Here is a 24,741-nt window from a genome sequence, read left to right as displayed (position 1 = left end):
CGCCCGATGAGCCACGCCGTCTCCCGCTTGCGTACCCAGCGCCTGGCGCGCGCCGTCCGGCCGTTTCTAAACCGTGGTTCGCGCGCCGAACGTTGCCCCGGTTGCCGGGTGATTCCCGAGTACTGCCTGTGCGCCTGGCGCCCAACAGTGCAGGCCCGCTCGGCCATGTGCCTGTTGATGCATGACGTGGAACCGATGAAACCCAGCAATACCGGCTGGCTGATCGCCGATGTGATCGATGACACCACCGCGTTCGCCTGGTCGCGCACAGAAGTGGACCCTGAGTTGCTGACCCTGTTAGCCGACCCGCAATGGCAACCGTATATCGTGTTTCCGGGCGAATTCGTTGCGCCTGAGCGAGTGTGCAGTGAGGTGAGGGTGCAAGACGGCAAGCGCCCGTTATTCATCCTGCTGGACGGCACCTGGAGCGAGGCGCGCAAGATGTTCCGCAAAAGCCCTTACCTTGCGCACTTGCCGGTGTTGAGCCTGGCGCCCGAACAGCTGTCACGCTACAAGCTGCGCCGGTCCAAGCGCGATGATCATTTCTGTACCGCCGAGGTTGCGGCGCTGTGCCTGGAGCTGGCCGACGACCCAGCGGCCAGCGAAGTGCTGGACGCCTACCTCGATGTGTTCAGCGCGCATTACCTGGCCGCTAAATTTCAATTGCCGCTGGACCCGGCGGACAGCGTGCACATGCGGCTCGCGCCCCATATCCCTACGGTATAACCAGACGACGTTTGCATGATGGCACCGTAAACCCGCAACCGGCTAAAATGCCCACGGGCGTAGTGCTTGACCCCCCAGGCTGCGCTGGGCATGCTGGGCGCCGATTGGGGCGTAACCGTGACTTTTCAGTGTCGTTTCAGGTGTTTTTGATGCTGAGTGTGCCCTGTGGCGATGGCTGCCTGGCCATTGCCTTGTGTACTGGCGAACCCTGAACCCATCAGGGCTCCCATAAAAAACAGGATCATTTAATCAATGGCCACATACGAAATCCTGATAGCCGATGACCATCCGCTGTTTCGCAGTGCGCTGCATCAGGCCGTTACCTTGGGCCTTGGCCCTGACGTGAGCCTGGTCGAAGTGGCCAGCATTGCCGAACTGGAAGCCCGCCTCAACGAAAAATCCGACTGGGACCTGGTGCTGCTCGACCTGAACATGCCGGGTGCCTATGGCTTCTCGGGATTGGTGCTCTTACGCGGGCAATACCCGCAGATCCCGGTAGTAATGGTTTCAGCCCAGGAAGAAGCCGACGTGGTGGTGCGCTCCAAGGAGTTTGGTGCCAGCGGTTTCATTCCCAAGTCCAGCTCTATGGAAGCGATCCAGAAAGCCGTGCGCACCGTACTGGATGGCGACGTGTCATGGCCGCCGCAAGCGTTTGAAGAAATCAACGTGTCCGACGAAGCCAAAGCCGCCCGTGATGGCCTTGCCAGCCTGACGCCCCAGCAATTTCGGGTGCTGACCATGGTTTGCGAAGGCTTGTTGAACAAGCAGATTGCGTATGAGTTGAGTGTGTCGGAAGCGACCATCAAGGCCCACGTGACGGCGATCTTTCGCAAGCTCGGCGTGCGTACCCGCACTCAGGCGGCGCTGCTCTTGCAACAACTTGAGTCAATTTCGCAGCATTAAGCTGTACCCGATTCACGCTTTTTTGACTTTGCGTGATCTAGTTTCCCCACTTCTTTGGTTCAGTTGCCTACATCTATGTCGCCTTTCAAGGGTCAAACCGGTATCAAACGTATCTTCAACGCAGGGGGCTATTCCCTGGATGGCCTGCGCGCAGCTTTCACCGGCGAGGCGGCATTCCGTCAGTTGGTGTTGCTGAACGTGATCCTGATCCCGCTGAGCTTCTTCCTGCACGTCAGTCGGGTCGAGCGCGCCTTGCTCATCGCGGTCTGCCTGCTGGCCTTGATCGTTGAGTTGCTCAACTCGGCAGTGGAAGCGGCTATCGACCGGATTTCCCTCGACCGCCACCCGCTGTCGAAAAACGCCAAGGACATGGGCAGCGCCGCGCAATTCGTAGCGCTGACCATGATTACCCTGGTGTGGGCCGTGATCCTGATCTAAGCCTCAGGCAATGTTGGGCAGCACGATCTCGTCGCTGCGCTGAACCCCGGCGGTGAAGGCGCGGCACAGTTCCAGGAACTCGCGCATCGCCGAGGTCTGGTACTTCTGTTTATGCCAGATGAAGTAAAACTGCCGGGCCAGGTCCAGGTCCGGGGTTTCCACCGGCACCAAACTGCCACGGCGGAACGCATCGCGCAGGGCCAGCCGGGAAATACAGCCAATCCCCAACCCTGACTCCACTGCACGCTTGATCGCCTCGGTGTGTTCAAGCTCCAGGCGGATATTCAGGGCGCTACGGTGATGGCGCATGGCCTGGTCAAAGGTCAGGCGCGTGCCCGAGCCCTGTTCGCGCAGGATCCACGCTTCATGGGTCAGCTCTTCCATCGTCGCCACACCGCGCTTGGCCAAGTGATGCTGCGGCGCACAGAACACCACCAACTCATCCTCGACCCAGGTTTGTACCTCGATGTCCGGGTGGCTGCAGTCGCCTTCGATTAGACCCAGGTCAATTTCGTAATGCGCCACTTGGTGCACGATATTGGCAGTATTCTGCACATGCAGTTTCACCTGGCTCTCGGGGTGCTGCTGCATGAAGCTGCCGATCAGCAGGGTCGCCAGGTAATTGCCGATGGTCAGGGTGGCGCCGACCGCCAGGGAACCAAAGCCGGACTTGCCGTTGAGCAAGTCTTCGATCTCCTTGGCCTGGTCCAGCAGCGCAACGGCCTGCGGTAATAACTGATGGCCAAGAGCGTTGAGGCTCAGGCGCTTGCCTGCGCGGTCGAATAATTGGCAGCTGGATTGACGCTCCAGCTCGGTGATTGAGGTGCTGGCGGCGGATTGAGATAAGGCCAGAAGGCCAGCAGCGCGTGAGACGCTTTCCTGCTGGGCGACGGCGACGAAGACTTGCAGTTGACGTAGAGTAAATCGCATATCGATATAACCGATAACCCTTATCTTAATAATCCAGTTAACAGATATTGTCGCCGCCATTAGAATGCTGTGCAATTGCGCATCTCATCTTTGGCGCAGACCCATTTCCAGGAGTTCCCCGTACATGAGCAACATGAACCACGAACGTGTCCTCAGTGTTCATCACTGGAACGACACGCTGTTCAGCTTCAAGTGCACCCGCGATCCGGGCTTGCGCTTTGAGAATGGTCAGTTCGTGATGATCGGCCTGCAACAGCCCAACGGCCGCCCACTCATGCGCGCGTACTCCATTGCCAGCCCAAACTGGGAAGAGCATCTGGAGTTCTTCAGCATCAAGGTGCCCGATGGCCCGCTGACTTCCCAATTGCAGCACTTGAAGGAAGGCGACGAGATCATCATCAGCAAAAAACCGACTGGCACCCTGGTGCTTGACGATTTGAAGCCGGGCAAACACCTGTACCTGCTCAGCACCGGTACCGGCCTGGCGCCGTTCATGAGCGTGATCCAGGACCCGGAAACCTACGAGCGCTTCGAAAAAGTGATCCTGTGCCACGGCGTGCGTTACGTCAATGAAGTCGCCTACCGCGAATTCATCACCGAGCACCTGCCGCAGAACGAATTCTTCGGCGAGGCGCTGCGTGACAAGTTGATCTACTACCCAACGGTGACCCGCGAGCCGTTCGAAAACGAAGGCCGCCTGACCGACCTGATGCGCAGCGGCAAGCTGTTCAGCGACATCGGCCTGCCGCCGATCAACCCCGAGGACGACCGCGCCATGCTGTGCGGCAGCCCAAGCATGTTGGACGAGACCAGCGAAGTGCTGAACAGCTTCGGCCTGAAAGTTTCGCCACGTATGCGTGAACCGGGTGATTACCTGATCGAGCGCGCGTTCGTCGAGAAGTAAACACTGCTCAAAAAAAATGTGGGAGCTGGCTTGTGTGGGAGCTGGCTCCCACAGTTGTTTCGGCGTTTACTTGGCCGGTACCACTTCCAGCACACAGATGACACCCGCCTCTGGATAGTGCCAACGCACATCCACATCCCAGAACTGCGCGCCGTACTCACGCTCAGGCCCTGGCGTCTGATACGCCGGCCGTGGGTCCTGGGCCAGACACTGCTCGATCAATGCCACCAGCGGCTCATCAAGGCGCTGCGCATGGCCTTGTGCCTGGTGCAGTGCCGTCTTCAGCCACTGCACGGGAATCAGCTGCGGCGCACTGCTGGCAATATCATTGGTGGCGGTGTCAATGATGTCCGCGTACGGCACGTACGGCTTGATATCCAGCACCGGCGTGCCGTCGAGCAAATCGATCCCGGAAACCCACAAGCGGCCCGGCTCGACCTTATCCAGCTTCACCACCGATTGGCCAATGCCATTGGGGCGATGAGTCGCGCGGGTGGCGAACACGCCCATGGAGGTATTGCCGCCCAGGCGTGGCGGCCGCACCTTGAGGCGCGGCTTGTCTTCCAGGGCCTGGTGGAACAGAAACAGCAGCCACACATGGCTGACCTGCTCCAGGCCCTGTACCGCCTCGCCCTGATCGAACGGCGCCACCAGCTCCAGCACGCCGCGTGCGGCCGGGGCCAGCTGCGGCTGGCGCGGGATGGCGAACTTCTCCTTGAAGCAGGAGCGCACGAAGCCGACGGGCGAGACCGAGTAGCTCATGGCTTACGCACGAACCCGCAGGGTCAGGCCCTTAAGGAAATTGCGCAGCAACTGGTCGCCACAGGTGCGGTAGTTGGTGTGGCCGAACTTGCGGAACAGTGCGCTCAACTCAGGCTTGGACACCGGGAACTCAGCAGCCTTGAGGATGGCGTGCATGTCGTCTTCCTTCAGTTCGAAGGCCACGCGCAGCTTCTTGAGGATGATGTTGTTGGTCACCGGGGTTTCGATCGGCTGCGGCGGACGGCTTTCGTCCTTGCCACGCTTGAAGATCACCAGGCCATCAAGGAAGTGCGCCATGACGTCGTCCGGGCAGAACACAAAACCTTCCTCCTCATCTTTCTTGAGGTAGGTCAGCAGGTCTTCCTTGGTGACGTCCATGCCGCCGAGCTTGATGATCTCGACCATCTTGTTGTCGCTGATGTCGAGCATGTAGCGCACGCTGCGCAATACGTCGTTGTGAATCATGGTGGGCAATCCTGGTATTCAACTGAGGGCACCGCGCAGAGTTGCCGGTGCCGGGAAAAGGGGAGCGGCTTAGAATTTCTCTTTGCCGGACAGGTAACGCCATTGGCCGACCGGCACCTTGCCGATGGACACGCCGCCAATGCGGATGCGGCGGATGGCGATGACTTTCAGGCCGACCGCTTCGCAAAACAGGGCAATTACACCCGGCTGCGGGTTTTTCAGCGCAAACCGCAGGCGGTTTTCGTTCTGCCAGCTGGCTTTGACGGCCGGCAGCTCTTTGCCCTTGTAGGTCAAACCGTGGTTCAGGCGGTTGAGGCCATGGGCAACCATGTCACCCTCGACCTCAACCACGTATTCCTGCTCGATCTTGGCGGCATCGGCGGTCAACTTGCGCAGAATCTTCCAGTCCTGGGTGAACACCAGCAGGCCGCTGGCCTTGGCCTGCAGATCGGCGCTGGCGGTCAGGCGCAGGAAGTGGCCCTTGAGCGGGCGCTTGCTGAAACGGTGCTCTTCGGACAGCGTCTCGGCGCTGATCGAGGCCATTGCTGTTTCCACATCCACGCCCACCGGGGCGTGCAGCAGAATGGTCACCGGTTCCGGCACAGTGGCTTTAGCCTCTGGGTCCAGCTCGACCTTCTGGGTAGTGACCTTGAATTGCGGCTCGTCGATCACTTCACCGTCCACCGAGACCCAGCCGCCTTCGATAAACAGCTCAGCCTCCCGACGGGAGCAACCGACCAGTTCGATAAGGCGTTTGGAAAGGCGTATGGGGTCAGTCATGACAAGGGCCGTAGCAAAAGGGGGCGGCTATTGTACCTGTGTGGGCGCGGTTAATCCCGGACCCATTTCAGCGTAGTGGCTTTTTGTGGGCGCTGGCCTGTGTGGGAGTCGGGCTTGCCCGCGATGCAGACACCTCGGTCGTGCATTTGGAATCGAGGTGATGCCATCGCAGGCAAGCCAGCTCCCACACAAGCACGCTCCCACATTGGCGCTGTGTTGTGTCAGCCACTGCGCCGTTGCTGTTGGCGCAAGCGCATATGCAGCAACGGATACGGCTGGCCCAAGCCATCATGTTCCGCCCGTCCGACCACCTCGAAACCCTGCTTGAAGTAAAACCCCAGGGCCTGCGGGTTTTGCTCGTTGACGTCCAGCGCATCGGCATTCAGGTGCTCGATCGCATAACTCAGCAATTGCTGGCCCAAGCCCTGGCCACGGTGTTGCGGGTCGATAAACAGCATCTCGACCTTGCCCGCCGCCACCCCGGCAAACCCGGTGATGCGCTGGCGCGCGTCCTTGGTGCAGATCAGCATCACCGCGTCCAGGTAGCGCGTCAGCACCAGCTCCTTGAGCAGTACGATGTAGCTGTCCGGCAAAAAGTCATGGGTCGCTCGCACGGAGTCTTCCCAGATCTGCGCCAATTGCTGGTAGTCGCTGGTTTTAGGTGTGTGGATAACCGAATGCTGACGCATGCCCGCTGCCCCTTGCCGATGATCGGCGCTGATGGGCAAACGATAGACCTAAAAAAGCCCCGCATCTTGCTCAGACACGAGGCTTTTTCAATTTTTCACGCCGATCGTTCCCACGCTCTGCGTGGGAATGCCTCGCCGGACGCTTTGCGTGCGCAGAGCTAGTCGCGCTTTTCAGCCCACAGGTCGTACTCGTCGGCATCCGTCACGGTGCACCAGACCTTGTCGCCCGGCTTCAAGCCGCTGGCATCGTCGATAAACACGTTACCGTCGATTTCCGGCGCATCGAAGAAGCAACGGCCCACTGCGCCTTGCTCGTCGACTTCGTCGATCAGTACTTCGATTTCCTTGCCGATGCGCAGTTGCAGGCGTGCGGAGCTGATGGCCTGCTGATGCGCCATGAAGCGCTCCCAGCGGTCCTGCTTGACGTCGTCCGGCACGATGGCCGCATCCAGCAGGTTGGCCGGGGCACCTTCGACCGGCGAGTACTGGAAGCAACCGACGCGATCCAGCTGCGCTTCGGTCAGCCAGTCCAGCAGGTACTGGAAGTCTTCTTCGGTTTCGCCAGGGAAGCCGACGATGAAGGTCGAACGGATGATCAGCTCCGGGCAAATCTCGCGCCAGTTCTTGATGCGCGCCAGGGTCTTGTCTTCGAAGGCCGGGCGTTTCATGGCCTTGAGGATTTTCGGGCTGGCGTGCTGGAACGGAATGTCCAGGTACGGCAGGATCTTGCCGGCGGCCATCAACGGGATCAGCTCGTCCACGTGCGGGTACGGGTAAACGTAGTGCAGGCGCACCCACACGCCCAGGCTGCTCAAGGCTTCGCACAGTTCGGTCATGCGGGTTTTCACCGGCGCGCCGTTCCAGAAGCCGGTGCGGTATTTCACGTCGACGCCGTAGGCGCTGGTGTCCTGGGAGATCACCAACAGCTCTTTCACGCCGGATTTGACCAGGCGCTGGGCTTCGTCCAATACATCACCCACTGGGCGGCTGACCAGCTTGCCGCGCATCGACGGGATGATGCAGAAGCTGCAGCTGTGGTTGCAGCCTTCGGAAATCTTCAGGTACGCGTAGTGGCGCGGCGTCAGCTTGATGCCTTGCGGCGGCACCAGGTCGATCAGCGGGTTGTGGTCCTGACGCGGCGGCACCACGTCGTGCACGGCGTTGACCACCTGCTCGTACTGCTGCGGGCCGGTTACCGCCAGCACGCTTGGGTGCACGTTGCGGATATTGCCTTCTTCCACGCCCATGCAGCCGGTGACGATGACCTTGCCGTTTTCCTTGATGGCTTCGCCGATCACTTCCAGCGATTCAGCCTTGGCCGAGTCGATGAAGCCGCAGGTGTTGACCACCACCACGTCGGCGTCCTGATAAGTGGACACGACGTCATAGCCTTCCATACGCAGTTGCGTGAGGATGCGCTCGGAGTCAACGAGAGCCTTCGGGCAACCCAGGGATACAAAGCCGACCTTTGGGTTGGCTTTTGCGATGGTGGTGGACATGTCTAACCTCGGTATTGAATGACGCCGCCAGTCGGGCACGACATGGCGGTAGACGGGCGCTTGGTGCGCCTCTGATCAAAAAGTGCGCAATTCTATCGACGGGCAGCGCGCTTGACCAGCTTTATACGGGGAAATGCGACGAGTGCTGCGCTATGCTTCGCGCCGTTGCGCACGGGTGAAACCCCGGGGTCAATAAAACGTCTGTTACGAGAAGTAAAACAGCGCATGCTAGGGTCAGCTTAGGCGCGTTGTTTATAAAAGACCTCAGGTCAAAGGGCAGGAGTGGTTGATGGGTCAGGCAAATAGTCAGGCAGCAGGTGCCGAGCATTCCAATGCAAAGCCGATTGGCATGCTGGTGGCGGCGGTCGGGGTGGTTTACGGCGATATCGGTACCAGCCCGCTCTATACCCTTAAAGAAGTGTTTACCGGTGGTTATGGGGTTCAAGTCAATCACGACGGGGTCTTTGGCATTCTGGCGCTGATTTTCTGGTCGCTGGTGTGGGTCGTGTCGATCAAGTACGTGCTGTTTATCCTGCGCGCGGACAACCAGGGCGAAGGCGGCATCATGGCCCTGACGGCGCTGGCGCGACGGGCGGCGTCGCCGTACCCCAAGTTGCGTTCGGTGCTGGTGATCCTCGGCTTGATCGGTGCGGCGCTGTTCTACGGCGACAGCATGATTACCCCGGCGATCTCGGTATTGTCGGCGGTTGAAGGCCTGGAACTGGCCTTTGACGGGATTGAACGTTGGGTGGTGCCGCTGTCGCTGGTGGTGCTGGTGGGGCTGTTCCTGATCCAGAAACACGGCACTGACCGCATCGGCAAGCTGTTCGGGCCGGTGATGGTGGTGTGGTTCCTGGTGCTGGGCGGTCTTGGCGTGCACGGCATCCTGCAACATCCCGAGGTGCTCAATGCGCTGAACCCCGTGTGGGGCGTGCGTTTCTTTGTGTCCCATCCGGGCATGGGCGTCGCGATTCTTGGCGCCGTGGTGCTGGCCTTGACCGGTGCCGAAGCGCTGTACGCCGACATGGGCCACTTCGGCCGCAAGCCGATCGCCCGCGCCTGGTTCGCCCTGGTGCTGCCGGCGCTGGTGCTCAATTACTTCGGCCAGGGCGCGTTGCTGCTGGAAAACCCCGAAGCGGCGCGCAACCCGTTCTACTTGCTCGCGCCGGAATGGGCCTTGGTGCCATTGGTCGCGCTGTCGACCCTGGCCACCGTGATTGCATCCCAGGCGGTGATTTCCGGCGCGTTCTCGCTGACGCGTCAGGCGATCCAGTTGGGTTACATCCCGCGCATGCATATCCAGCACACCTCCAGCGCCGAGCAAGGCCAGATCTACATCGGCGCGGTGAACTGGTCGCTGATGGTCGGCGTGATCCTGCTGGTGCTCGGCTTCGAATCCTCCAATGCCCTGGCCTCCGCCTACGGCGTGGCAGTCACCGGCACCATGTTGATTACCAGCATCCTGGTGTCGGCGGTGATGCTGCTGCTCTGGAAGTGGCCGCCGGTGCTGGCGATTCCGGTGCTGATCGGCTTCCTGTTGGTGGACGGCCTGTTCTTCGCCGCCAACGTGCCAAAGATCGTGCAGGGCGGTGCCTTCCCGGTGTTGGCGGGGATTGTGCTGTTTGTGCTGATGACCACCTGGAAGCGCGGCAAGGAACTGTTGATGGACCGCCTCGACGAAGGCGGGCTGCCGTTGCCGATCTTTATCAGCAGTATCCGCGTGCAACCGCCTCATCGCGTGCAGGGCACTGCGGTGTTCCTCACGGCGCGGCCCGATGCCGTGCCCCACGCGCTGTTGCACAACCTGCTGCATAACCAGGTGTTGCATGAGCAAGTGGTGATGCTCACGGTGGTCTACGAAGACATTCCGCGTGTGCCTGCCTCGCGGCGTTTTGAGGTGGACGCCTACGGCGAAGGCTTCTTCCGGGTGATCCTGCATTTTGGCTTTACCGATGAGCCGGACGTGCCCGAGGCCCTGAAGCTGTGCCACCTGGACGATCTGGATTTCAGCCCGATGCGCACCACCTACTTCCTCAGCCGTGAAACGGTGATCGCCTCGCGCATCAAGGGCATGGCCCGTTGGCGTGAGAGCTTGTTTGCGTTCATGTTGAAAAACGCCAACGGCAACCTGCGCTTCTTCAAACTCCCGGTAAACCGGGTGATCGAGCTGGGCACCCAGGTCGAGATGTAATCTTTTGCAACACGGGAGCCGGCATTCGGCTCCCGCTTTCCTTTCTGAACCCTGTGCAATCCACCGTTGTCGACTAGGCTCTAAGCACTGTTTGAATAGTGCCCACAGAACCCAGAAGAGGTGCGCCATGAGTCAGCTGCTCGAACCCTACACCCTCCGTCAATTGACCTTGCTCAACCGCATCGCCGTCTCGCCGATGTGCCAATACTCGTCCGACGATGGCTTGGCCAATGACTGGCACCTGGTGCACCTGGGCAGCCGCGCCGTCGGTGGTGCCGGGCTGATTTTTACCGAAGCCACCGCCGTCACCGCCGATGGCCGCATCACCGCCCAGGACCTGGGCCTGTGGAACGACGCGCAGATCGAACCGCTGCAGCGCATCACCCGCTTTATTGCTGCTCAAGGCGCGGTGGCGGGCATCCAGCTGGCACATGCCGGGCGCAAGGCCAGCACCCATCGGCCGTGGATCGGCAAGCACGGCAGCGTCAAGCCGGAGGAGGGCGGCTGGGTGCCGGTTGGCCCTTCGCCGATTGCCTTTGACCCGAACCACACGCAACCCAGGCCACTGGATGAAGGGCAGATCCAGCAGGTGATTGCCGACTTTGTCGCCGCCGCCAAACGCGCGCTGACCGCCGGTTTCGAAGTGGTGGAGATCCACGCTGCCCACGGTTACCTGTTGCATCAATTCCTCTCGCCGATCAGCAACCAGCGCCAGGACCACTACGGCGGCTCGTTTGAAAACCGTATCCGCCTGGTGCTCGAAGTGACCACCGCCGTGCGCGCCGTCTGGCCCCAGGAGCTGCCGCTGTTTGTGCGGGTGTCGGCCACCGATTGGGTCGAAGACGGTTGGAACCCCGATGAAACCGTAGAGCTCGCGCGCCGCCTCAAAGAACTCGGCGTGGACCTGATCGACGTGTCCTCCGGTGGCACCGCCGCCAACGCCGAGATTCCCACCGGCCCGGGCTACCAGACACGGTTTGCCGAGCGCGTGCGCAAAGAGTCGGGTATCGCCACCGGCACGGTGGGCATGATTACCGAACCGGCCCAGGCTGAACACATACTGCGCACCTGCCAGGCCGACATCATCTTCCTCGCCCGTGAGCTGTTGCGTGACCCTTACTGGCCGCTGCATGCCGACGATGACCTGGGTGGGCGCAAAGCCATCTGGCCCGCGCAGTACCAGCGGGCGACTCACCGTGATCAGCCGATTCACGAGTCTGACCTGAGGGATTGAACCCGCGTCTGCCTGCAATAAACCCACCCGACTCGGTGGGTTTTTTGTTGCCCGCGTTTAACGCATGCCTGATCCGCAGCTGATGCGCAAGAGCTTCCCGATATCCACCTTTAGCGGTCGCTGCGTGAGAAAGGGTTGTAGGTATTTGTTACCGAAGTAATTTTTTAAGTGAATACTCTAAAAAAATCCCACACGTGACGAGATTGTTTCTACGCTTAGGGTAAGTGTGATTTCTGGCCCAGGGAGTCAGGCTGTTTGTCCTTGAAGCCATTGCGCTTCATGAGCGTAGGGAATGGGCACCAGGAGTAATTGACTGATATCAGGAGTAACGGTCCATGACCAAATCCTATGGCGTAGTGGGTGCGGTGGCGTCTTTTTGGAGTCGCCGGATGTCCTTGCGAGGGCGAAGGTTGAGTTCGGATGAGGTGGAGTTGCTGGCGCAATATCGCGCCCTGACCGAAAACGATCAGGTGGCGATGCGCTACCTGATTGGCGCAATGAAGAGCGTGTCGCGGTTTTAACGGCATAAGCTCGTTCCCACGCTCTGCGTGGGAATGCAGCCCAGGACGCTCCGCGTCCTGCTATCACCACGGGATGCGCTCCCACGCGGGAGCGTGGGAGCGCTCTGTTGGCGCGTATCAGCTGTACTTACGCTGGTCCGGTGCCGGCGGGAAGTACTGATACAGCCAGGTTTCACTCAAGGTGCGGTCCTGGGTGCGGATAAACAGCCGCAGTTCAACCGGTTCCACACTGTCGCTGGTCGGGTACCAGTCGAACAGAATGCGATAGCCCTTGATGTTGTCCAGCACCAGCACACTGAAGTCTTTGACTTCCCCGTGGGAGCAGGTCACCACCGGCTCGATCCCGGTGCCGGCCGGCAGGCGATCCAGACCACCGCCCTTGAAATCCACGGCAAAGCGGCGCGCCCACACTTCGGGGTAATGCTCGCCCGGTGCCCAGCCTTCGGTAAAACCGCCCATGCCTGAACGGGTGGCATCCACTTGCGCCAGCGGTGTGCTCACCGGCGGCAGCGCGCTCCAGTACAGCTTGTAGCCATAGTTGAGTGATTCGCCTGCGGCCACGGGCTTTTTTGGGGTCCAGAAGGCCACGATGTTGTCCAGGGTTTCGCCGGTGGTGGGGATTTCCAGCAGGTCGATCGAGCCTTCGCCCCAGGCGGTGGTGGGTTCCACCCACAGGCTAGGGCGCTTGCTGTACCAGTCCACAGTGTCCTGGTAGCTGGCGAACTCATGGTCGGTCTGTACCAGGCCGAAACCTTTCGGGTCGGTGTCGGCAAAAGCGTTGAACTGCAGCTTGGCCGGGTTGTTCAGTGGACGGCAGATCCACTCGCCGTTGCCACGCCACATGGCCAGGCGGTCCGAGTCGTGGATTTGCGGGTGGATGGTGTCGCACATCCGGCGTTCATGGGTACCGCAGCTGAACATGCTGGTCATCGGCGCGATGCCCAGTTGCTCGATGGCGGTGCGCGCATTGATGTGCGCGTCGATGGCCATGACCACCTGGCTGGCCTGGCAGTCGATGTCAAAGCGGTAGGCACCGGTGGCGCTCGGCGAGTCGAGCAGGGCGTAGACCACAAAACGCGTGGCGTCCTTGCTCGGGGTTTCGAACCAGAACTGCGTGAAGTCGGGGAATTCCTCGCGTTTTTTCGCGTAGGTATCAATCGCCAGGCCGCGTGCGGAGAGGCCGTACTGGCCGGTTGCGTCCACCGCACGGAAGTAACTGGCGCCGAGAAACGACAGCACGTCATGGCGATCCAGTTCCGGCGCCTTGAACAGCTTGAAACCGGAGAAACCCAGGTCGCCGGTCAGCTGCTTGGTGTCCACCGTGGTCTTGGCATAGTTGAACAGCGACGGGCGGAAATGCACCTCGCGGGCTTCGCGGGTCTTGGGGTCGACGCTGTGCATGCGTACTGGCGTCTTGAAGCCCATGCCGACGTGGAAAAACTGCACGTCGAGCTGGCCGTTCAGCTCCTTCCACAGCGAATGGTTGCCGTCGTAGCCAATGGCATTGAAATTCTGCGGGGTCATGGTTGCCAGCGTCGGTGGCAGCACCTGTTTGGTGTCTTTATACGCGTTGGCGGCGAGCTGCCTGGCCTGGGCCTTGAGCGATTCGAAGTCAAACGCTACAGCCTTGCCATCGGCGGCACGGTTTCCCGCCCAGGCCTGCGCGGCCAACAGGCCACTGGCCGACAAGCCGGTGTAAGCCGCAATGGCCATGGACGCTTTGAGCAAATTCCTGCGGTGCATAGAGACAACCTGTCGTGAGCAAATCCCGCGCCGTTCCTGGCACGTAACGGATCATAAATAACGGTTCGGACATGCCTTCGACCAAACGCAACGGACAATAAACAGACGCCGGATAGCTTAAGCGGTTCGATGCAGAAGGAAAATTGATTGATGGCGGGATGATGGCGTTGCATGTGAAACAAGACGTTTCAAATACGCGCTGCCGGCGTTACATCTGGAAGCACTCTAGATCGCGGCTTTTTGGCACTTAGTTTTACGCTGGGAGCCTATTGGTCCTACGAACCCAAGTGTCTGGAGGCTACGCATGAATACCCGTGGATTGCTCGATCAGTTGCTCAAATCCGGCCAGGACCTGTTGCAAAACAAGGCGGGCGGGCAACGCAAATCGGACGACAAAAGCGCCCTTGGCGGCTTGCTCGGCGGCGGTGGGCTCGGCAGTTTGCTTGGCGGTGCGGGTGGCGGTGCCCTGGCGGCCGGCGCGATGGGGCTGCTGCTGGGTAACAAGAAGGCACGCAAGTTCGGTGGCAAGGCGCTCACCTATGGCGGGCTGGCAGCACTCGGAGTGATCGCCTACAAGGCTTACGGCAACTGGCAGGCGCAGCAGGCCGGCGCACCCCAAGGCGAGCCGCAAACCATCGACCGCCTGCCGCCGGCCCAGGTCGAACAACACAGTCAGGGCATTCTCAAGGCGCTGGTCGCCGCCGCCAAAGCCGACGGGCATGTAGACGAGCGAGAGCGCGCTTTGATTGAAGGCGAATTCACCAAGCTGGATAACGACCGTGAACTGCAAAGCTGGCTGCACGCCGAGCTGAACAAGCCTCTGGATCCCGCTGATGTGGCGCGCGCAGCGAGCACCCCGGAAATGGCCGCCGAGATGTACATCGCCAGTGTGATGCTGGTGGACGAAGAGAACTTCATGGAAAAAGCTTACCTGGACGAGCTGGCGCGCCAGCTCAAACTTGAACCCGGCTTAAAGGCCGAGCTGGAAAAACAGGTACGCCAAGCCACGCCCTGACCTCCTGAATGATCGCTCCCACGCTCTGCGTGGGAGCGCAGCCCGTGACGCTCTGCGTCAACTGCACAGTGTTTTTGCGTTCTGTGAGCGCGACATCAAAACCTGTTGATAAATGCGGGCACCTGCTCAGCTATACTCCTCGGCATTTGATCGGCCCTTCGAGGAATTACTGTGAAGAACTGGACCTTGCGCCAAAGGATTTTGGCGAGCTTTGCGGTAATTATCGCGATCATGCTGTTGATGGTCGTGGTCTCGTATTCGCGCCTGCTGAAGATTGAAGTCAGCGAAAACTCGGTCCGGGATGACGCCGTACCCGGGGTATTTTTCAGTTCGATGATCCGCAGCGCCTGGGTCGACAGCTACCTGCAAACCCAGGAATTGGTCGGTGCCCACCGAAGTCAGGGCATCTCGGAAGCTGACAAACAGGACTACAAGTCGTTTGAGGCACGCTTGGAACAGCACATGGCCAGTTACGCGAGCACGATCAATATTGATCAGGATCGCACTGAGTTCGACGCCTTCGAAAAGCTCCACCAGAACTACAACAAGATTCTTGCCCTGGTACTGGACGCCCATCAGGCTAACAACGGCGTTGAGGCGCAAAAGCTGTTCGACGAGCAACTCACGCCCGCCTGGACCGCAGGCCGCATGAAGCTCAATGACATTATCAATGAAAACAAACAGGTCGCCGATAACGCCACCGCCGCCATCGATGAAGCGGTGGCCGCCGCCAAAGTCAGCATGTTCGTATCGTTGGTCGTGGCCATTCTCGCAGCGGGCCTGTGCGGCCTGCTGCTGATGCGCGCGATCATGGCGCCGATGAATCGCATCGTCGAAATCCTCGAAACCATGCGCACGGGCGACCTGAGCAAGCGCTTGAACCTTGAGCGCAAGGACGAATTCGGCGCTGTCGAAACCGGCTTCAACGATATGATGACCGAGCTGACCGCCCTGGTTTCCCAGGCCCAGCGTTCGTCGGTGCAGGTGACTACCTCGGTGACCGAGATTGCCGCCACCTCCAAGCAACAACAGGCCACGGCCACCGAAACGGCCGCCACCACCACCGAGATCGGCGCGACATCGCGGGAAATTGCCGCCACGTCCAAGGACTTGGTGCGCACCATGACCGAAGTGTCCACCGCCGCCGACCAGGCGTCGGTCGCTGCCGGCTCCGGCCAGCAAGGCCTGGCGCGTATGGAAGAAACCATGCACTCGGTGATGGGCGCCGCTGACCTTGTGAACGCCAAGCTGGCGATCCTCAATGAGAAGGCCGGCAACATCAACCAAGTGGTGGTGACCATCGTCAAGGTGGCCGACCAGACCAACCTGCTGTCGCTCAACGCCGCCATTGAAGCCGAGAAGGCCGGTGAATACGGGCGCGGATTTGCCGTGGTGGCCACCGAAGTGCGCCGTCTGGCCGACCAGACCGCCGTGGCCACCTACGACATCGAGCAGATGGTGCGCGAGATCCAGTCGGCAGTGTCAGCGGGCGTGATGGGCATGGACAAGTTCTCCGAAGAAGTGCGTCGCGGCATGTTCGAAGTGCAGCAAGTGGGCGAACAGCTGTCGCAGATCATCCATCAGGTACAGGCCTTGGCGCCGCGGGTATTGATGGTCAACGAAGGCATGCAGGCCCAGGCTACCGGCGCCGAACAGATCAACCATGCGCTGGTGCAACTGGGCGATGCCAGCAGCCAGACCGTGGAATCCCTGCGCCAGGCCAGTTTTGCCATTGATGAACTGAGCCAGGTTGCGGTCGGTCTGCGCAGCGGCGTGTCGCGTTTCAAAGTCTGATGAGCGACCTTGCGGCTAAACGCGGCGTCGTCCCGGCAGCGAAAAAGGCGTTGTTTCTGGTGTTCCACATCGGCGGCGAACGTTATGCCCTCAAAGCCACGGAGGTGGCCGAGGTGCTACCGCGCCTGCCACTCAAACCCATCGCCCATGCACCGCTGTGGGTGGCGGGGATCTTTGCCCATCGTGGCGCGCTGGTGCCGGTTGTCGACCTGTGTGCGTTGACCTTCGGCAAACCGGCCCAGGCCCGCACCAGCACACGGCTGGTGCTGGTCAACTACCAGCCGCAACCTTGGATCGAGCCACGCTGGCTGGGGTTGGTCCTGGAGCAGGCCACCGACACCCTGCGTTGCGACCCGGCCGAGTTCCAGCCTTATGGCCTGGATAACCGCGAGGCGCCGTACCTGGGGCCGGTGCGTGAAGATGCGTTGGGCTTGATGCAGTGGATCGGCGTGGCCGACTTGCTCACCGACGACGTGCGCGCCTTGCTGTTTGCCAGCGAGCTAAGCTTATGAGCAACGACCCACGCTTTTTTGCCTTCTTGAAGGACCGTATTGGCCTGGACGTTGCTTCGGTGGGCGAAGCAATCATTGAACGTGCGGTGCGCCAGCGCAGCCAGGCCGTGCAGGCGCAGACCGTGCAGGATTACTGGCAGCATTTGCAGAGTTCGCAGGATGAGCAGCAGGCGCTGATCGAAGCGGTGATCGTTCCCGAGACCTGGTTTTTCCGCTATCCCGAGTCCTTTGCCACCTTGGCGCGTTTGGCCAGGGAGCGCCTGGCGGCGATCAAGCAGATGCGCGCCCTGCGCATTCTCAGCCTGCCGTGTTCCACGGGCGAGGAGCCTTATTCGATTGCCATGGCCTTGCTCGATGCCGGGCTGGCGCCGCACCAGTTCAAAGTGCTGGGGCTGGACGTCAGCCCATTGTCGGTGGAGCGCGCCAAGCGTGGGGTGTATGGCAAGAACTCCTTTCGCGGCGGCGATATCGAGTTTCGCGAGCGTCACTTCAGCGAACAGCCCGATGGTTACCACATTGCCGAGCGGGTGCGCGAACAAGTGCGTCTGCAAGTCGGCAATTTGCTCGACCCGGCGTTGCTGGCCAATGAGCCCACCTACGATTTTGTGTTCTGCCGCAACCTGCTGATCTACTTCGACCAGCCCACCCAGAAGCAAGTGTTCGATGTGCTCAAGAGCCTGACCCATGAGGACGGCGTGCTGTTTATCGGCCCCGCCGAGGGCAGCCTGCTGGGGCGCCATGGCATGCGCTCGATTGGCGTGCCGCAATCCTTTGCATTCAGTCGGCATACCGAGCCGGTCAAGCCTGAACCGGTATTTGTGCCCCTGCCCATCCCCCAGCGCAGCGCGGCACCGATTCCTGCCAAGCCGCGCCCGTTCAGCACCGCGAGTGCCCAAGTGGTGCCGATCAAGGCGCCGCACAGCGATGCGGGCGATTTGCTCAGCCGCATCGCTACGTTGGCTAACGAAGGCAAAAGTGCTGAGGCCCGTGCCGCGTGTGAACAGTATTTGAGTAACCACCCGCCGGCAGCCCAGGTGTTTTACTGGCTGGGGCTGCTCAGCGACGTGGCCGGCAGCGCCCTGGAAGCCCAGGTTTATTACCGCAAAGCCTTGTACCTGGAACCGCAGCACCCGCAGGCCTTGATGCACTTGGCCGCATTGCTCGAGTCCCAGGGTGACAGTGCGGGCGCGCGTCGCTTGCAGGCGCGCGCCGCGCGTAGCGAGCGTGCAGACAGTGAGTCCAAACGATGAATAACCTTGATGCGCTCGACACCGCAGGTCTGGACCTGACCCTGGCCGACACCCAAGCCATCGACGACTGCTGGAACCGCATCGGCATCCATGGCGACAAGTCCTGCCCGTTGCTCGCCGAACATATCCACTGCCGCAACTGCTCGGTGTATTCCGCCGCCGCCACGCGCCTGCTTGACCGTTATGCGTTGCAGCAGGACGACCGACAGGCGTATGCAGCCGCGGAAGTTGACGAAGACATCGTCACCCGTTCGATCCTGATGTTTCGTCTGGGTGAAGAGTGGCTGGGCATTGCCACGCGATGCCTGGTGGAGGTGGCGCCACTGCAGCCGATTCACTCGTTGCCGCACCAACGTTCCCGCGCATTACTGGGCGTTGCGAATGTGCGCGGTGCGCTGGTGGCGTGCCTGTCACTCGTGGAACTGCTGGGGCTGGACCCGGCCAGCACAGGCGCTACCGGCGCGCGAGTGATGCCGCGCATGTTGATTATTGCTGCCCAGGACGGCCCGGTGGTGGTACCGGTAGATGAAGTCGACGGCATCCATGCCATCGATGAGCGCACCTTGAAGGCCGCGTCGGCTTCCGGCACCCAGGCCAGCGCGCGCTTTACCCAAGGCGTGTTGCAGTGGAAAGGCCGCAGCCTGCGTTGGCTGGACGAGGCGCAATTGTTGTCTGCCGTGACCCGGAGCCTCACATGACCCCCGACCAGATGCGCGATGCCTCGCTGCTGGAGCTGTTCAGCCTGGAAGCCGATGCGCAGACCCAGGTATTGAGCGCGGGCCTGCTGGCCCTGGAACGCAACCCCACCCAGGCTGACCAGCTTGAGGCATGCATGCGCGCCGCGCACTCGCTCAAGGGCGCGGCGCGGATTGTCGGCGTGGACGCCGGGGTCAGCGTGGCCCATGTGATGGAGGACTGCCTGGTCAGCGCCCAGGAAAACCGCCTGTACCTGCAACCTGAGCATATCGACGCCTTGCTGCAGGGCACCGACCTGCTGATGCGCATCGCCACGCCGGGCAATAATGTCGGGCCAGCGGACATTCAAGGCTATGTAGCGCTGATGGAACGCCTGCTGGATCCCTCGCAGCCGATTGTCAACGCCACACCAGCCCCCGCCGCTCCCGAACCTGCGCCGGTGATTGAAGCGTTGCCGCCGGAGCCTGAGCCAGAGCCTGTGCCGCCGGTCAGCACTGACCTGCCGCGCCCGAACAAACGCCTGACCGAAGGTGGGGAGCGCGTGCTGCGCGTCACCGCCGAGCGCTTGAACAGCCTGCTCGACCTGTCGAGCAAGTCCTTGGTGGAGACCCAGCGGCTCAAGCCTTACCTGGTGAGCCTGCAGCGCCTCAAGCGCATTCAAAGCAACAGCGCGCGCGCCTTGGACACGCTCGATGGCCAACTCAAGGCCATGAACTTGAGCCTGGAAGCCCAGGAGGCCCTGGCCGACACGCGCCGCCTGTTGAGTGAAGCCCAGGCGTTGCTGGCGGATAAGACCGCCGAACTGGATGAGTTCGGCTGGCAGGCCGGGCAGCGTGCCCAGGTGCTTTATGACACCGCGCTGGCCTGCCGCATGCGACCGTTTGCCGATGTGCTCGCCGGCCAGGTGCGCATGGTGCGTGACCTTGGCCGCAGCCTCGGCAAGCAGGTGCGCCTGGAGATCGAGGGTGAAAAGACCCAGGTCGACCGCGACGTGTTGGAAAAACTCGAAGCGCCGCTCACGCATTTATTGCGCAATGCCGTCGACCACGGCATCGAAATGCCCGAGCAGCGGGTGTTGGCGGGCAAGCCCGCCGAAGGCTTGATCCGCCTGCGCGCCTCCCATCAAGCCGGTTTGCTGGTGCTGGAGTTAAGCGACGACGGCAATGGTGTCGACCTGGAGCGTCTACGTGGCACCATCGTCGACCGGCACCTGTCACCGCTGGAAACCGCGCTGCGCTTGAGTGAAGAAGAGCTGCTGACTTTCCTGTTCCTGCCGGGTTTCAGCCTGCGCGACAAGGTCACCGAAGTGTCCGGGCGCGGCGTCGGCCTGGATGCGGTGCAGCACATGGTCCGCCAACTGCGTGGCGCCGTGGTGCTGGAGCAGACGGCGGGGCAGGGCAGCCGCTTCCACCTGGAAGTGCCGTTGACCCTGTCGGTGGTGCGCAGCCTGGTGGTGGAGGTCGGCGAGGAAGCCTATGCCTTCCCGCTGGCGCACATCGAACGCATGTGCGACCTGGCGCCGAATGACATTGTGCAACTGGAAGGGCGCCAGCATTTCTGGCACGAAGGCCGGCATGTCGGTCTGGTGGCCGCCAGCCAGTTGCTGCAGCGCCCGCCGGGGCAGAGCAATGACGAAACCTTGAAGGTGGTGGTCATCCGCGAGCGCGATGCGGTGTATGGCATTGCGGTGGAGCGTTTTATCGGTGAGCGCACCCTGGTGGTATTGCCGCTGGATGACCGCCTGGGCAAGGTCCAGGATATTTCCGCCGGTGCTTTGCTGGACGACGGCTCGGTGGTGTTGATCGTCGACGTCGAAGACATGCTGCGTTCGGTGGATAAATTGCTTAACACCGGGCGCCTGGAACGCATCGCACGGCGCAGCCAGCAGGCGACCGAAGCACCGCGCAAACGCGTGCTGGTGGTGGACGATTCGCTCACCGTGCGTGAGCTGCAACGCAAATTGTTGCTTAATCGTGGTTACGAAGTGGCGGTCGCGGTCGATGGCATGGATGGCTGGAACGCGCTGCGCTCCGAAGACTTCGACCTGCTGATCACTGACATTGATATGCCTCGTATGGACGGGATCGAATTGGTCACACTCTTGCGCCGTGATAGTCGTCTGCAATCGTTGCCGGTGATGGTGGTGTCGTACAAGGATCGCGAAGAAGACCGGCGCCGTGGACTGGACGCCGGCGCCGACTATTATCTAGCTAAGGCCAGTTTCCATGATGATGCGTTGCTGGATGCCGTGATGGAGCTGATTGGAGGCGCCCGGGCATGAGGATTGCGATCGTCAATGACATGCCCCTGGCCGTAGAGGCCTTGCGCCGCGCGTTGAGTTTAGAGCCGACGCACGAGGTTGTGTGGGTGGCCAGCAATGGCCTGGAAGCTGTGCAGCGCTGCGCCGAGTTGACCCCGGACCTGATCCTGATGGACTTGATCATGCCGGTGATGGACGGCGTGGAGGCCACGCGGCAGATCATGGCCGAGACCCCGTGCGCTATTCTGCTGGTGACCGTCGACCGCCAGGCGAATATGAGTCGCGTGTTTGAAGCCATGGGCCATGGCGCCCTGGATGTGGTGGACACTCCGGCGCTGGGCGTGGGCAACCCCAAGGATGCGGCGGCGCCGTTGCTGCGCAAAATCCTCAATATTGGCTGGCTGATCGGCCAGCGTGGCAGTCGTGTACGCGCCGAAACCGCGCCGGCGCGCACCACTGGCAAACGTCAGAGGCTGGTGGCGATTGGTTCCTCTGCGGGCGGCCCGGCCGCGCTGGAAATCCTGCTCAAGGGTTTGCCCCGCGACTTTCCCGCCGCCATTGTGCTGGTGCAGCATGTGGACCAGGTGTTTGCCGCCGGCATGGCCGAATGGCTGAGCAGCGCCTCCGGCCTGCCGGTGCGCCTGGCACGCGAGGGCGAACCGCCTCAAAACGGCGTGGTGCTGCTGGCTGGCACCAACCACCACATTCGCCTGTTGAAAAATGGCACGCTAGCCTATACCGCGGAGCCTGTGAACGAGATTTACCGGCCTTCCATCGACGTGTTCTTCGAAAGCGTCGCCAGCCACTGGAATGGTGATGCCGTCGGCGTACTGCTGACCGGCATGGGGCGCGACGGGGCTCAGGGCCTCAAGATACTGCGTGAACAAGGATATTTGACCATCGCCCAGGATCAGCAGAGCTGTGCGGTGTATGGCATGCCAAAAGCGGCGGCGGCGATTGATGCTGCTGTTGAAATCCGCCCACTGGACAGAATTGCGCCCCGATTGCTGGAGGTATTTGCAAAATGATCAAGACCTCTCGCAGTGCCGGCTTGCAGGAAAGTAATTCAGGTGACTGCACATGAATGATTTACAGATCGACGACATCAAGACCGACGAAAACGCTGCCATGGTGTTGCTGGTCGACGACCAGGCCATGATCGGCGAAGCTGTGCGGCGCGGCCTGGCTCACGAAGAAAACATCGACTTTCACTTTTGCGCCGACCCGCATCAGGCGATTGCCCAGGCGATCCGCATCAAACCGACGGTGATCCTGCAAGACCTGGTGATGCCCGGTCTTGATGGCCTGACACTGGTGCGCGAATACCGCAACCACCCGGCCACGGCGAATATCCCGATAATTGTGCTTTCGACCAAGGAAGACCCGCTGATCAAGAGCGCGGCGTTTTCGGCCGGGGCCAATGATTACCTGGTCAAGCTGCCGGATAACATCGAGCTGGTGGCGCGCATTCGCTATCACTCGCGCTCGTATATGACGCTGTTGCAGCGCGATGCGGCTTATCGCGCGCTGCGTGTGAGCCAGCAGCAATTGCTGGACACTAACCTGGTGCTGCAGCGGCTGATGAACTCCGATGGCCTCACCGGGCTGTCCAACCGCCGCCACTTTGACGAATACCTGGAGCTGGAATGGCGCCGTGCCATGCGTGACCAGACCCAGCTGTCGTTGTTGATGATCGATGTGGACTTCTTCAAGACCTACAACGACAGCTTTGGCCACGTCGAAGGTGATGAAGCCCTGCGCAAAGTCGCCGCGAGCATCCGTGAAGCCAGCAGCCGACCTTCGGACTTGCCGGCGCGGTACGGCGGTGAAGAGTTTGCGTTGGTGCTGCCCAATACCTCGCCGGGCGGTGCGCGCCTGGTGGCCGAGAAGCTGCGCATGGCGGTTGCGGGGCTGAAGATCCCGCACATTGCCCCGGCAGAAGGGGCGAGCCTGACCATCAGTATTGGCCTGTCGACCATGACGCCGTTGCAGGGTACGGATTGTCGGCAGTTGATCATGGCGGCGGACAAGGGGTTGTACACGGCCAAGCATAACGGGCGCAATCAGGTCGGTATCGAGTAAGCAGAACACCGCCGAACCCTTGTGGGAGCTGGCTTGCCTGCGATAGCGGCCTGTCAGTTACCACATCTGTACCTGATACACCGCTATCGCAGGCAAGCCAGCTCCCACATTTGATCTCAATCGTTCTGGAGATCGTCAACAACCCCGCCTTTTCGCCAAGCGGGCTGCCGTTAGCGCCGGTTTGTCGTTATACTCGTCGGCTTTCAAAAGTTCGCCAACGAGTGCTGCCCGCCATGGAAATCAACCCGATCCTTAACACCATCAAGGACCTGTCCGAGCGCTCCGAAACTATTCGGGGGTATCTTTGACTACGATCAAAAGCATGAGCGTCTGACCGAAGTCAATCGCGAGCTTGAAGATCCGGCTGTCTGGAACAAACCTGAATACGCCCAGGAACTGGGCCGCGAGCGTGCTGCGCTGGCGCAGATCGTCGACACCCTCGACGAGTTGAACACCGGTCTGGGCGATTGCCGCGACCTGCTGGACATGGCTGTCGAAGAAAACGACGAAGGCGCAGTGGGCGATGTCGTCGCCGAGCTGGCCCGTCTCGAGGAAAACCTCGCCAAGCTTGAATTCCGCCGCATGTTCAGCCACGAAATGGACCCGAACAACGCCTACCTGGACATCCAGGCCGGTTCCGGCGGCACCGAGGCCCAGGACTGGGCCAACATCCTGCTGCGCATGTACCTGCGCTGGGCGGATAAACGCGGTTTCGACGCCACCATCATGGAACTGTCGGCCGGTGAAGTCGCCGGTATCAAAGGCGCGACCGTGCACATCAAGGGCGAATACGCCTTTGGCTGGTTGCGGACCGAGATCGGCGTACACCGCCTGGTGCGCAAGAGCCCGTTCGACTCCGGCAACCGTCGCCATACCTCGTTCTCCGCCGTTTTCGTCTCGCCAGAGATCGACGACAAGGTGGAAATCGAGATCAACCCGGCCGACCTGCGGATCGACACCTACCGCTCCTCCGGTGCCGGTGGCCAGCACGTAAACACCACCGACTCGGCCGTGCGTATTACCCACGTACCGACCAACACCGTGGTCAGCTGCCAGAACGAACGTTCCCAGCACGCCAACAAGGACACCGCCATGAAAATGCTGCGGGCCAAGTTGTACGAGCAGGAAATGCAGAAGCGCAACGCCGCTTCCCAGGCGCTGGAAGACACCAAGTCGGATATCGGCTGGGGCCACCAGATCCGTTCGTATGTGCTTGATGCATCGCGGATCAAGGATCTGCGCACTAACATCGAACGCAGCGATTGCGACAAGGTGCTCGACGGTGATATCGACGAATACCTGGAAGCCAGCTTGAAATCGGGGCTGTAAACCGTCAGCCAAGACCTT

23 protein-coding genes are annotated in these 24,741 nt (G+C 61.0%); 16 read left to right on the top strand and 7 right to left on the bottom strand.

From position 1 onward, the window contains the following. Window positions 1-6 precede the first annotated feature (6 nt). The 3 genes from GIW48_RS13070 (at window position 7) to GIW48_RS13060 (ending at window position 2,067) form a co-directional block, all read left to right on the top strand. Window positions 7-726: a tRNA-uridine aminocarboxypropyltransferase gene (locus GIW48_RS13070; protein ID WP_236460195.1), complete on the top strand. Its 720-nt coding sequence runs from the start codon at window positions 7-9 to the stop codon at window positions 724-726. Between the two features lie 252 nt (window positions 727-978). Further along, a complete protein-coding gene (gene erdR / locus GIW48_RS13065; RefSeq protein ID WP_017137080.1) occupies window positions 979-1,629 on the top strand; it encodes a response regulator transcription factor ErdR in 651 nt (216 codons plus the stop codon). Between the two features lie 75 nt (window positions 1,630-1,704). Beyond that, entirely contained in the window at window positions 1,705-2,067 is a 363-nt protein-coding gene (locus tag GIW48_RS13060; RefSeq protein ID WP_017137081.1) for a diacylglycerol kinase, read from the top strand. Between the two features lie 3 nt (window positions 2,068-2,070). Here GIW48_RS13060 and GIW48_RS13055 read toward each other — a convergent pair whose 3' ends face one another. Beyond that, on the bottom strand, window positions 2,071-2,997 hold the full coding sequence (locus GIW48_RS13055; protein ID WP_026013711.1) for a LysR family transcriptional regulator: 927 nt from the start codon (window positions 2,995-2,997) through the stop codon (window positions 2,071-2,073). 124 nt (window positions 2,998-3,121) lie between these two features. On the opposite strand from GIW48_RS13055, the gene fpr reads away from it, so the two are divergent. After that, window positions 3,122-3,901 carry a ferredoxin-NADP reductase gene (gene fpr / locus GIW48_RS13050; RefSeq protein WP_003189055.1) on the top strand — a complete coding sequence of 260 codons (780 nt, stop codon included), beginning with the start codon at window positions 3,122-3,124 and terminating at the stop codon, window positions 3,899-3,901. A gap of 66 nt (window positions 3,902-3,967) precedes the next feature. On the opposite strand, the gene tsaA is transcribed toward fpr, so the two are convergent. The 5 genes from tsaA to rimO all read right to left on the bottom strand — a co-directional run bounded on the left by tsaA (window position 3,968) and on the right by rimO (window position 8,096). Next, window positions 3,968-4,663, bottom strand: coding sequence for a tRNA (N6-threonylcarbamoyladenosine(37)-N6)-methyltransferase TrmO (tsaA, locus tag GIW48_RS13045; RefSeq protein ID WP_099548535.1), 696 nt, complete (start codon window positions 4,661-4,663; stop codon window positions 3,968-3,970). A gap of 3 nt (window positions 4,664-4,666) precedes the next feature. Then, window positions 4,667-5,128: a DUF1456 family protein gene (locus tag GIW48_RS13040; RefSeq protein ID WP_003189058.1), complete on the bottom strand. Its 462-nt coding sequence runs from the start codon at window positions 5,126-5,128 to the stop codon at window positions 4,667-4,669. Between the two features lie 69 nt (window positions 5,129-5,197). Then, complete coding sequence (locus GIW48_RS13035) at window positions 5,198-5,908, bottom strand: rRNA pseudouridine synthase (protein WP_058421638.1); 711 nt, start codon at window positions 5,906-5,908, stop codon at window positions 5,198-5,200. 221 nt (window positions 5,909-6,129) lie between these two features. Further along, entirely contained in the window at window positions 6,130-6,597 is a 468-nt protein-coding gene (locus GIW48_RS13030; protein WP_017137085.1) for a GNAT family N-acetyltransferase, read from the bottom strand. 158 nt (window positions 6,598-6,755) lie between these two features. Further along, window positions 6,756-8,096: a 30S ribosomal protein S12 methylthiotransferase RimO gene (rimO, locus tag GIW48_RS13025; protein WP_017137087.1), complete on the bottom strand. Its 1,341-nt coding sequence runs from the start codon at window positions 8,094-8,096 to the stop codon at window positions 6,756-6,758. Between the two features lie 289 nt (window positions 8,097-8,385). Between rimO and GIW48_RS13020 the strand changes: the two genes are divergently transcribed. From GIW48_RS13020 to GIW48_RS13010, 3 genes are all read left to right on the top strand, one after another. Beyond that, window positions 8,386-10,287, top strand: coding sequence for a potassium transporter Kup (locus GIW48_RS13020; protein ID WP_099548536.1), 1,902 nt, complete (start codon window positions 8,386-8,388; stop codon window positions 10,285-10,287). 127 nt (window positions 10,288-10,414) lie between these two features. Further along, the gene (locus tag GIW48_RS13015; RefSeq protein ID WP_017137089.1) at window positions 10,415-11,521 is read left to right on the top strand and encodes an NADH:flavin oxidoreductase/NADH oxidase; all 1,107 of its coding nucleotides are present in this window, start codon (window positions 10,415-10,417) and stop codon (window positions 11,519-11,521) included. Between the two features lie 335 nt (window positions 11,522-11,856). Then, window positions 11,857-12,042, top strand: coding sequence for a hypothetical protein (locus GIW48_RS13010; RefSeq protein WP_200432982.1), 186 nt, complete (start codon window positions 11,857-11,859; stop codon window positions 12,040-12,042). Window positions 12,043-12,159: 117 nt separating this feature from the next. Here the strand turns inward: GIW48_RS13010 and GIW48_RS13005 are convergent, their stop codons facing one another. Continuing rightward, window positions 12,160-13,785, bottom strand: a complete 1,626-nt coding sequence (locus GIW48_RS13005; protein ID WP_236460197.1) for a glucan biosynthesis protein D — start codon at window positions 13,783-13,785, stop codon at window positions 12,160-12,162. 304 nt (window positions 13,786-14,089) lie between these two features. Here GIW48_RS13005 and GIW48_RS13000 point away from each other — a divergent pair, with 304 nt between their 5' ends. The 9 genes from GIW48_RS13000 to prfB all read left to right on the top strand — a co-directional run bounded on the left by GIW48_RS13000 (window position 14,090) and on the right by prfB (window position 24,723). Further along, window positions 14,090-14,800, top strand: coding sequence for a tellurite resistance TerB family protein (locus tag GIW48_RS13000; protein WP_236458923.1), 711 nt, complete (start codon window positions 14,090-14,092; stop codon window positions 14,798-14,800). 171 nt (window positions 14,801-14,971) lie between these two features. Then, window positions 14,972-16,594 (top strand): methyl-accepting chemotaxis protein, encoded by a 1,623-nt coding sequence (locus tag GIW48_RS12995; RefSeq protein WP_099548538.1) that lies wholly within the window; start codon window positions 14,972-14,974, stop codon window positions 16,592-16,594. After that, a complete protein-coding gene (locus GIW48_RS12990; RefSeq protein WP_017137094.1) occupies window positions 16,594-17,106 on the top strand; it encodes a chemotaxis protein CheW in 513 nt (170 codons plus the stop codon). The genes GIW48_RS12995 and GIW48_RS12990 overlap by 1 nt, the downstream gene beginning before the upstream one ends. Next, a complete protein-coding gene (locus GIW48_RS12985; protein ID WP_236460199.1) occupies window positions 17,103-18,356 on the top strand; it encodes a CheR family methyltransferase in 1,254 nt (417 codons plus the stop codon). The genes GIW48_RS12990 and GIW48_RS12985 overlap by 4 nt, the downstream gene beginning before the upstream one ends. Beyond that, window positions 18,353-19,054, top strand: coding sequence for a chemotaxis protein CheW (locus tag GIW48_RS12980; protein ID WP_017137096.1), 702 nt, complete (start codon window positions 18,353-18,355; stop codon window positions 19,052-19,054). Before GIW48_RS12985 ends, GIW48_RS12980 begins: the two co-directional genes overlap by 4 nt. Then, complete coding sequence (locus GIW48_RS12975; RefSeq protein WP_017137097.1) at window positions 19,051-21,333, top strand: hybrid sensor histidine kinase/response regulator; 2,283 nt, start codon at window positions 19,051-19,053, stop codon at window positions 21,331-21,333. Before GIW48_RS12980 ends, GIW48_RS12975 begins: the two co-directional genes overlap by 4 nt. Next, the gene (locus GIW48_RS12970) at window positions 21,330-22,340 is read left to right on the top strand and encodes a chemotaxis response regulator protein-glutamate methylesterase (RefSeq protein ID WP_236447261.1); all 1,011 of its coding nucleotides are present in this window, start codon (window positions 21,330-21,332) and stop codon (window positions 22,338-22,340) included. Before GIW48_RS12975 ends, GIW48_RS12970 begins: the two co-directional genes overlap by 4 nt. A gap of 52 nt (window positions 22,341-22,392) precedes the next feature. After that, window positions 22,393-23,394, top strand: a complete 1,002-nt coding sequence (locus tag GIW48_RS12965) for a response regulator (protein ID WP_017137099.1) — start codon at window positions 22,393-22,395, stop codon at window positions 23,392-23,394. Between the two features lie 233 nt (window positions 23,395-23,627). After that, window positions 23,628-24,723 (top strand): peptide chain release factor 2 gene (prfB, locus tag GIW48_RS12960; RefSeq protein ID WP_096236834.1). Its coding sequence is split into 2 segments (ribosomal slippage): window positions 23,628-23,699 and window positions 23,701-24,723, totalling 1,095 coding nucleotides; the frame shifts between segments, so codons are not numbered across the junction. Window positions 24,724-24,741 lie beyond the last annotated feature (18 nt).

The organism is Pseudomonas sp. PA-6-3C, from assembly GCF_021605825.1.
Lineage (GTDB): Bacteria > Pseudomonadota > Gammaproteobacteria > Pseudomonadales > Pseudomonadaceae > Aquipseudomonas > Aquipseudomonas edaphica.
The sequence above is the reverse complement of the archived record's forward strand: the minus strand, read 5'-3'. Positions and strand labels throughout refer to the sequence as shown.

Excerpts from the sequence above, each read along its gene's own strand:
- GIW48_RS12965 (WP_017137099.1), top strand. The coding sequence starts at position 22,393 with ATGAATGATTTACAGATCGACGACATCAAGACCGACGAAAACGCTGCC.
- GIW48_RS12970 (WP_236447261.1), top strand. The coding sequence starts at position 21,330 with ATGAGGATTGCGATCGTCAATGACATGCCCCTGGCCGTAGAGGCCTTG.
- erdR (WP_017137080.1), top strand. The coding sequence starts at position 979 with ATGGCCACATACGAAATCCTGATAGCCGATGACCATCCGCTGTTTCGC.
- GIW48_RS13060 (WP_017137081.1), top strand. The coding sequence starts at position 1,705 with ATGTCGCCTTTCAAGGGTCAAACCGGTATCAAACGTATCTTCAACGCA.
- GIW48_RS13020 (WP_099548536.1), top strand. The coding sequence starts at position 8,386 with ATGGGTCAGGCAAATAGTCAGGCAGCAGGTGCCGAGCATTCCAATGCA.
- GIW48_RS13035 (WP_058421638.1), bottom strand. The coding sequence starts at position 5,908 with ATGACTGACCCCATACGCCTTTCCAAACGCCTTATCGAACTGGTCGGT.
- GIW48_RS13015 (WP_017137089.1), top strand. The coding sequence starts at position 10,415 with ATGAGTCAGCTGCTCGAACCCTACACCCTCCGTCAATTGACCTTGCTC.
- GIW48_RS12980 (WP_017137096.1), top strand. The coding sequence starts at position 18,353 with ATGAATAACCTTGATGCGCTCGACACCGCAGGTCTGGACCTGACCCTG.
- GIW48_RS12990 (WP_017137094.1), top strand. The coding sequence starts at position 16,594 with ATGAGCGACCTTGCGGCTAAACGCGGCGTCGTCCCGGCAGCGAAAAAG.
- GIW48_RS13070 (WP_236460195.1), top strand. The coding sequence starts at position 7 with ATGAGCCACGCCGTCTCCCGCTTGCGTACCCAGCGCCTGGCGCGCGCC.
- GIW48_RS13005 (WP_236460197.1), bottom strand. The coding sequence starts at position 13,785 with ATGCACCGCAGGAATTTGCTCAAAGCGTCCATGGCCATTGCGGCTTAC.
- GIW48_RS12975 (WP_017137097.1), top strand. The coding sequence starts at position 19,051 with ATGACCCCCGACCAGATGCGCGATGCCTCGCTGCTGGAGCTGTTCAGC.
- tsaA (WP_099548535.1), bottom strand. The coding sequence starts at position 4,663 with ATGAGCTACTCGGTCTCGCCCGTCGGCTTCGTGCGCTCCTGCTTCAAG.
- GIW48_RS13030 (WP_017137085.1), bottom strand. The coding sequence starts at position 6,597 with ATGCGTCAGCATTCGGTTATCCACACACCTAAAACCAGCGACTACCAG.
- GIW48_RS12985 (WP_236460199.1), top strand. The coding sequence starts at position 17,103 with ATGAGCAACGACCCACGCTTTTTTGCCTTCTTGAAGGACCGTATTGGC.
- GIW48_RS13055 (WP_026013711.1), bottom strand. The coding sequence starts at position 2,997 with ATGCGATTTACTCTACGTCAACTGCAAGTCTTCGTCGCCGTCGCCCAG.
- fpr (WP_003189055.1), top strand. The coding sequence starts at position 3,122 with ATGAGCAACATGAACCACGAACGTGTCCTCAGTGTTCATCACTGGAAC.
- rimO (WP_017137087.1), bottom strand. The coding sequence starts at position 8,096 with ATGTCCACCACCATCGCAAAAGCCAACCCAAAGGTCGGCTTTGTATCC.
- GIW48_RS13000 (WP_236458923.1), top strand. The coding sequence starts at position 14,090 with ATGAATACCCGTGGATTGCTCGATCAGTTGCTCAAATCCGGCCAGGAC.
- GIW48_RS13040 (WP_003189058.1), bottom strand. The coding sequence starts at position 5,128 with ATGATTCACAACGACGTATTGCGCAGCGTGCGCTACATGCTCGACATC.
- GIW48_RS13010 (WP_200432982.1), top strand. The coding sequence starts at position 11,857 with ATGACCAAATCCTATGGCGTAGTGGGTGCGGTGGCGTCTTTTTGGAGT.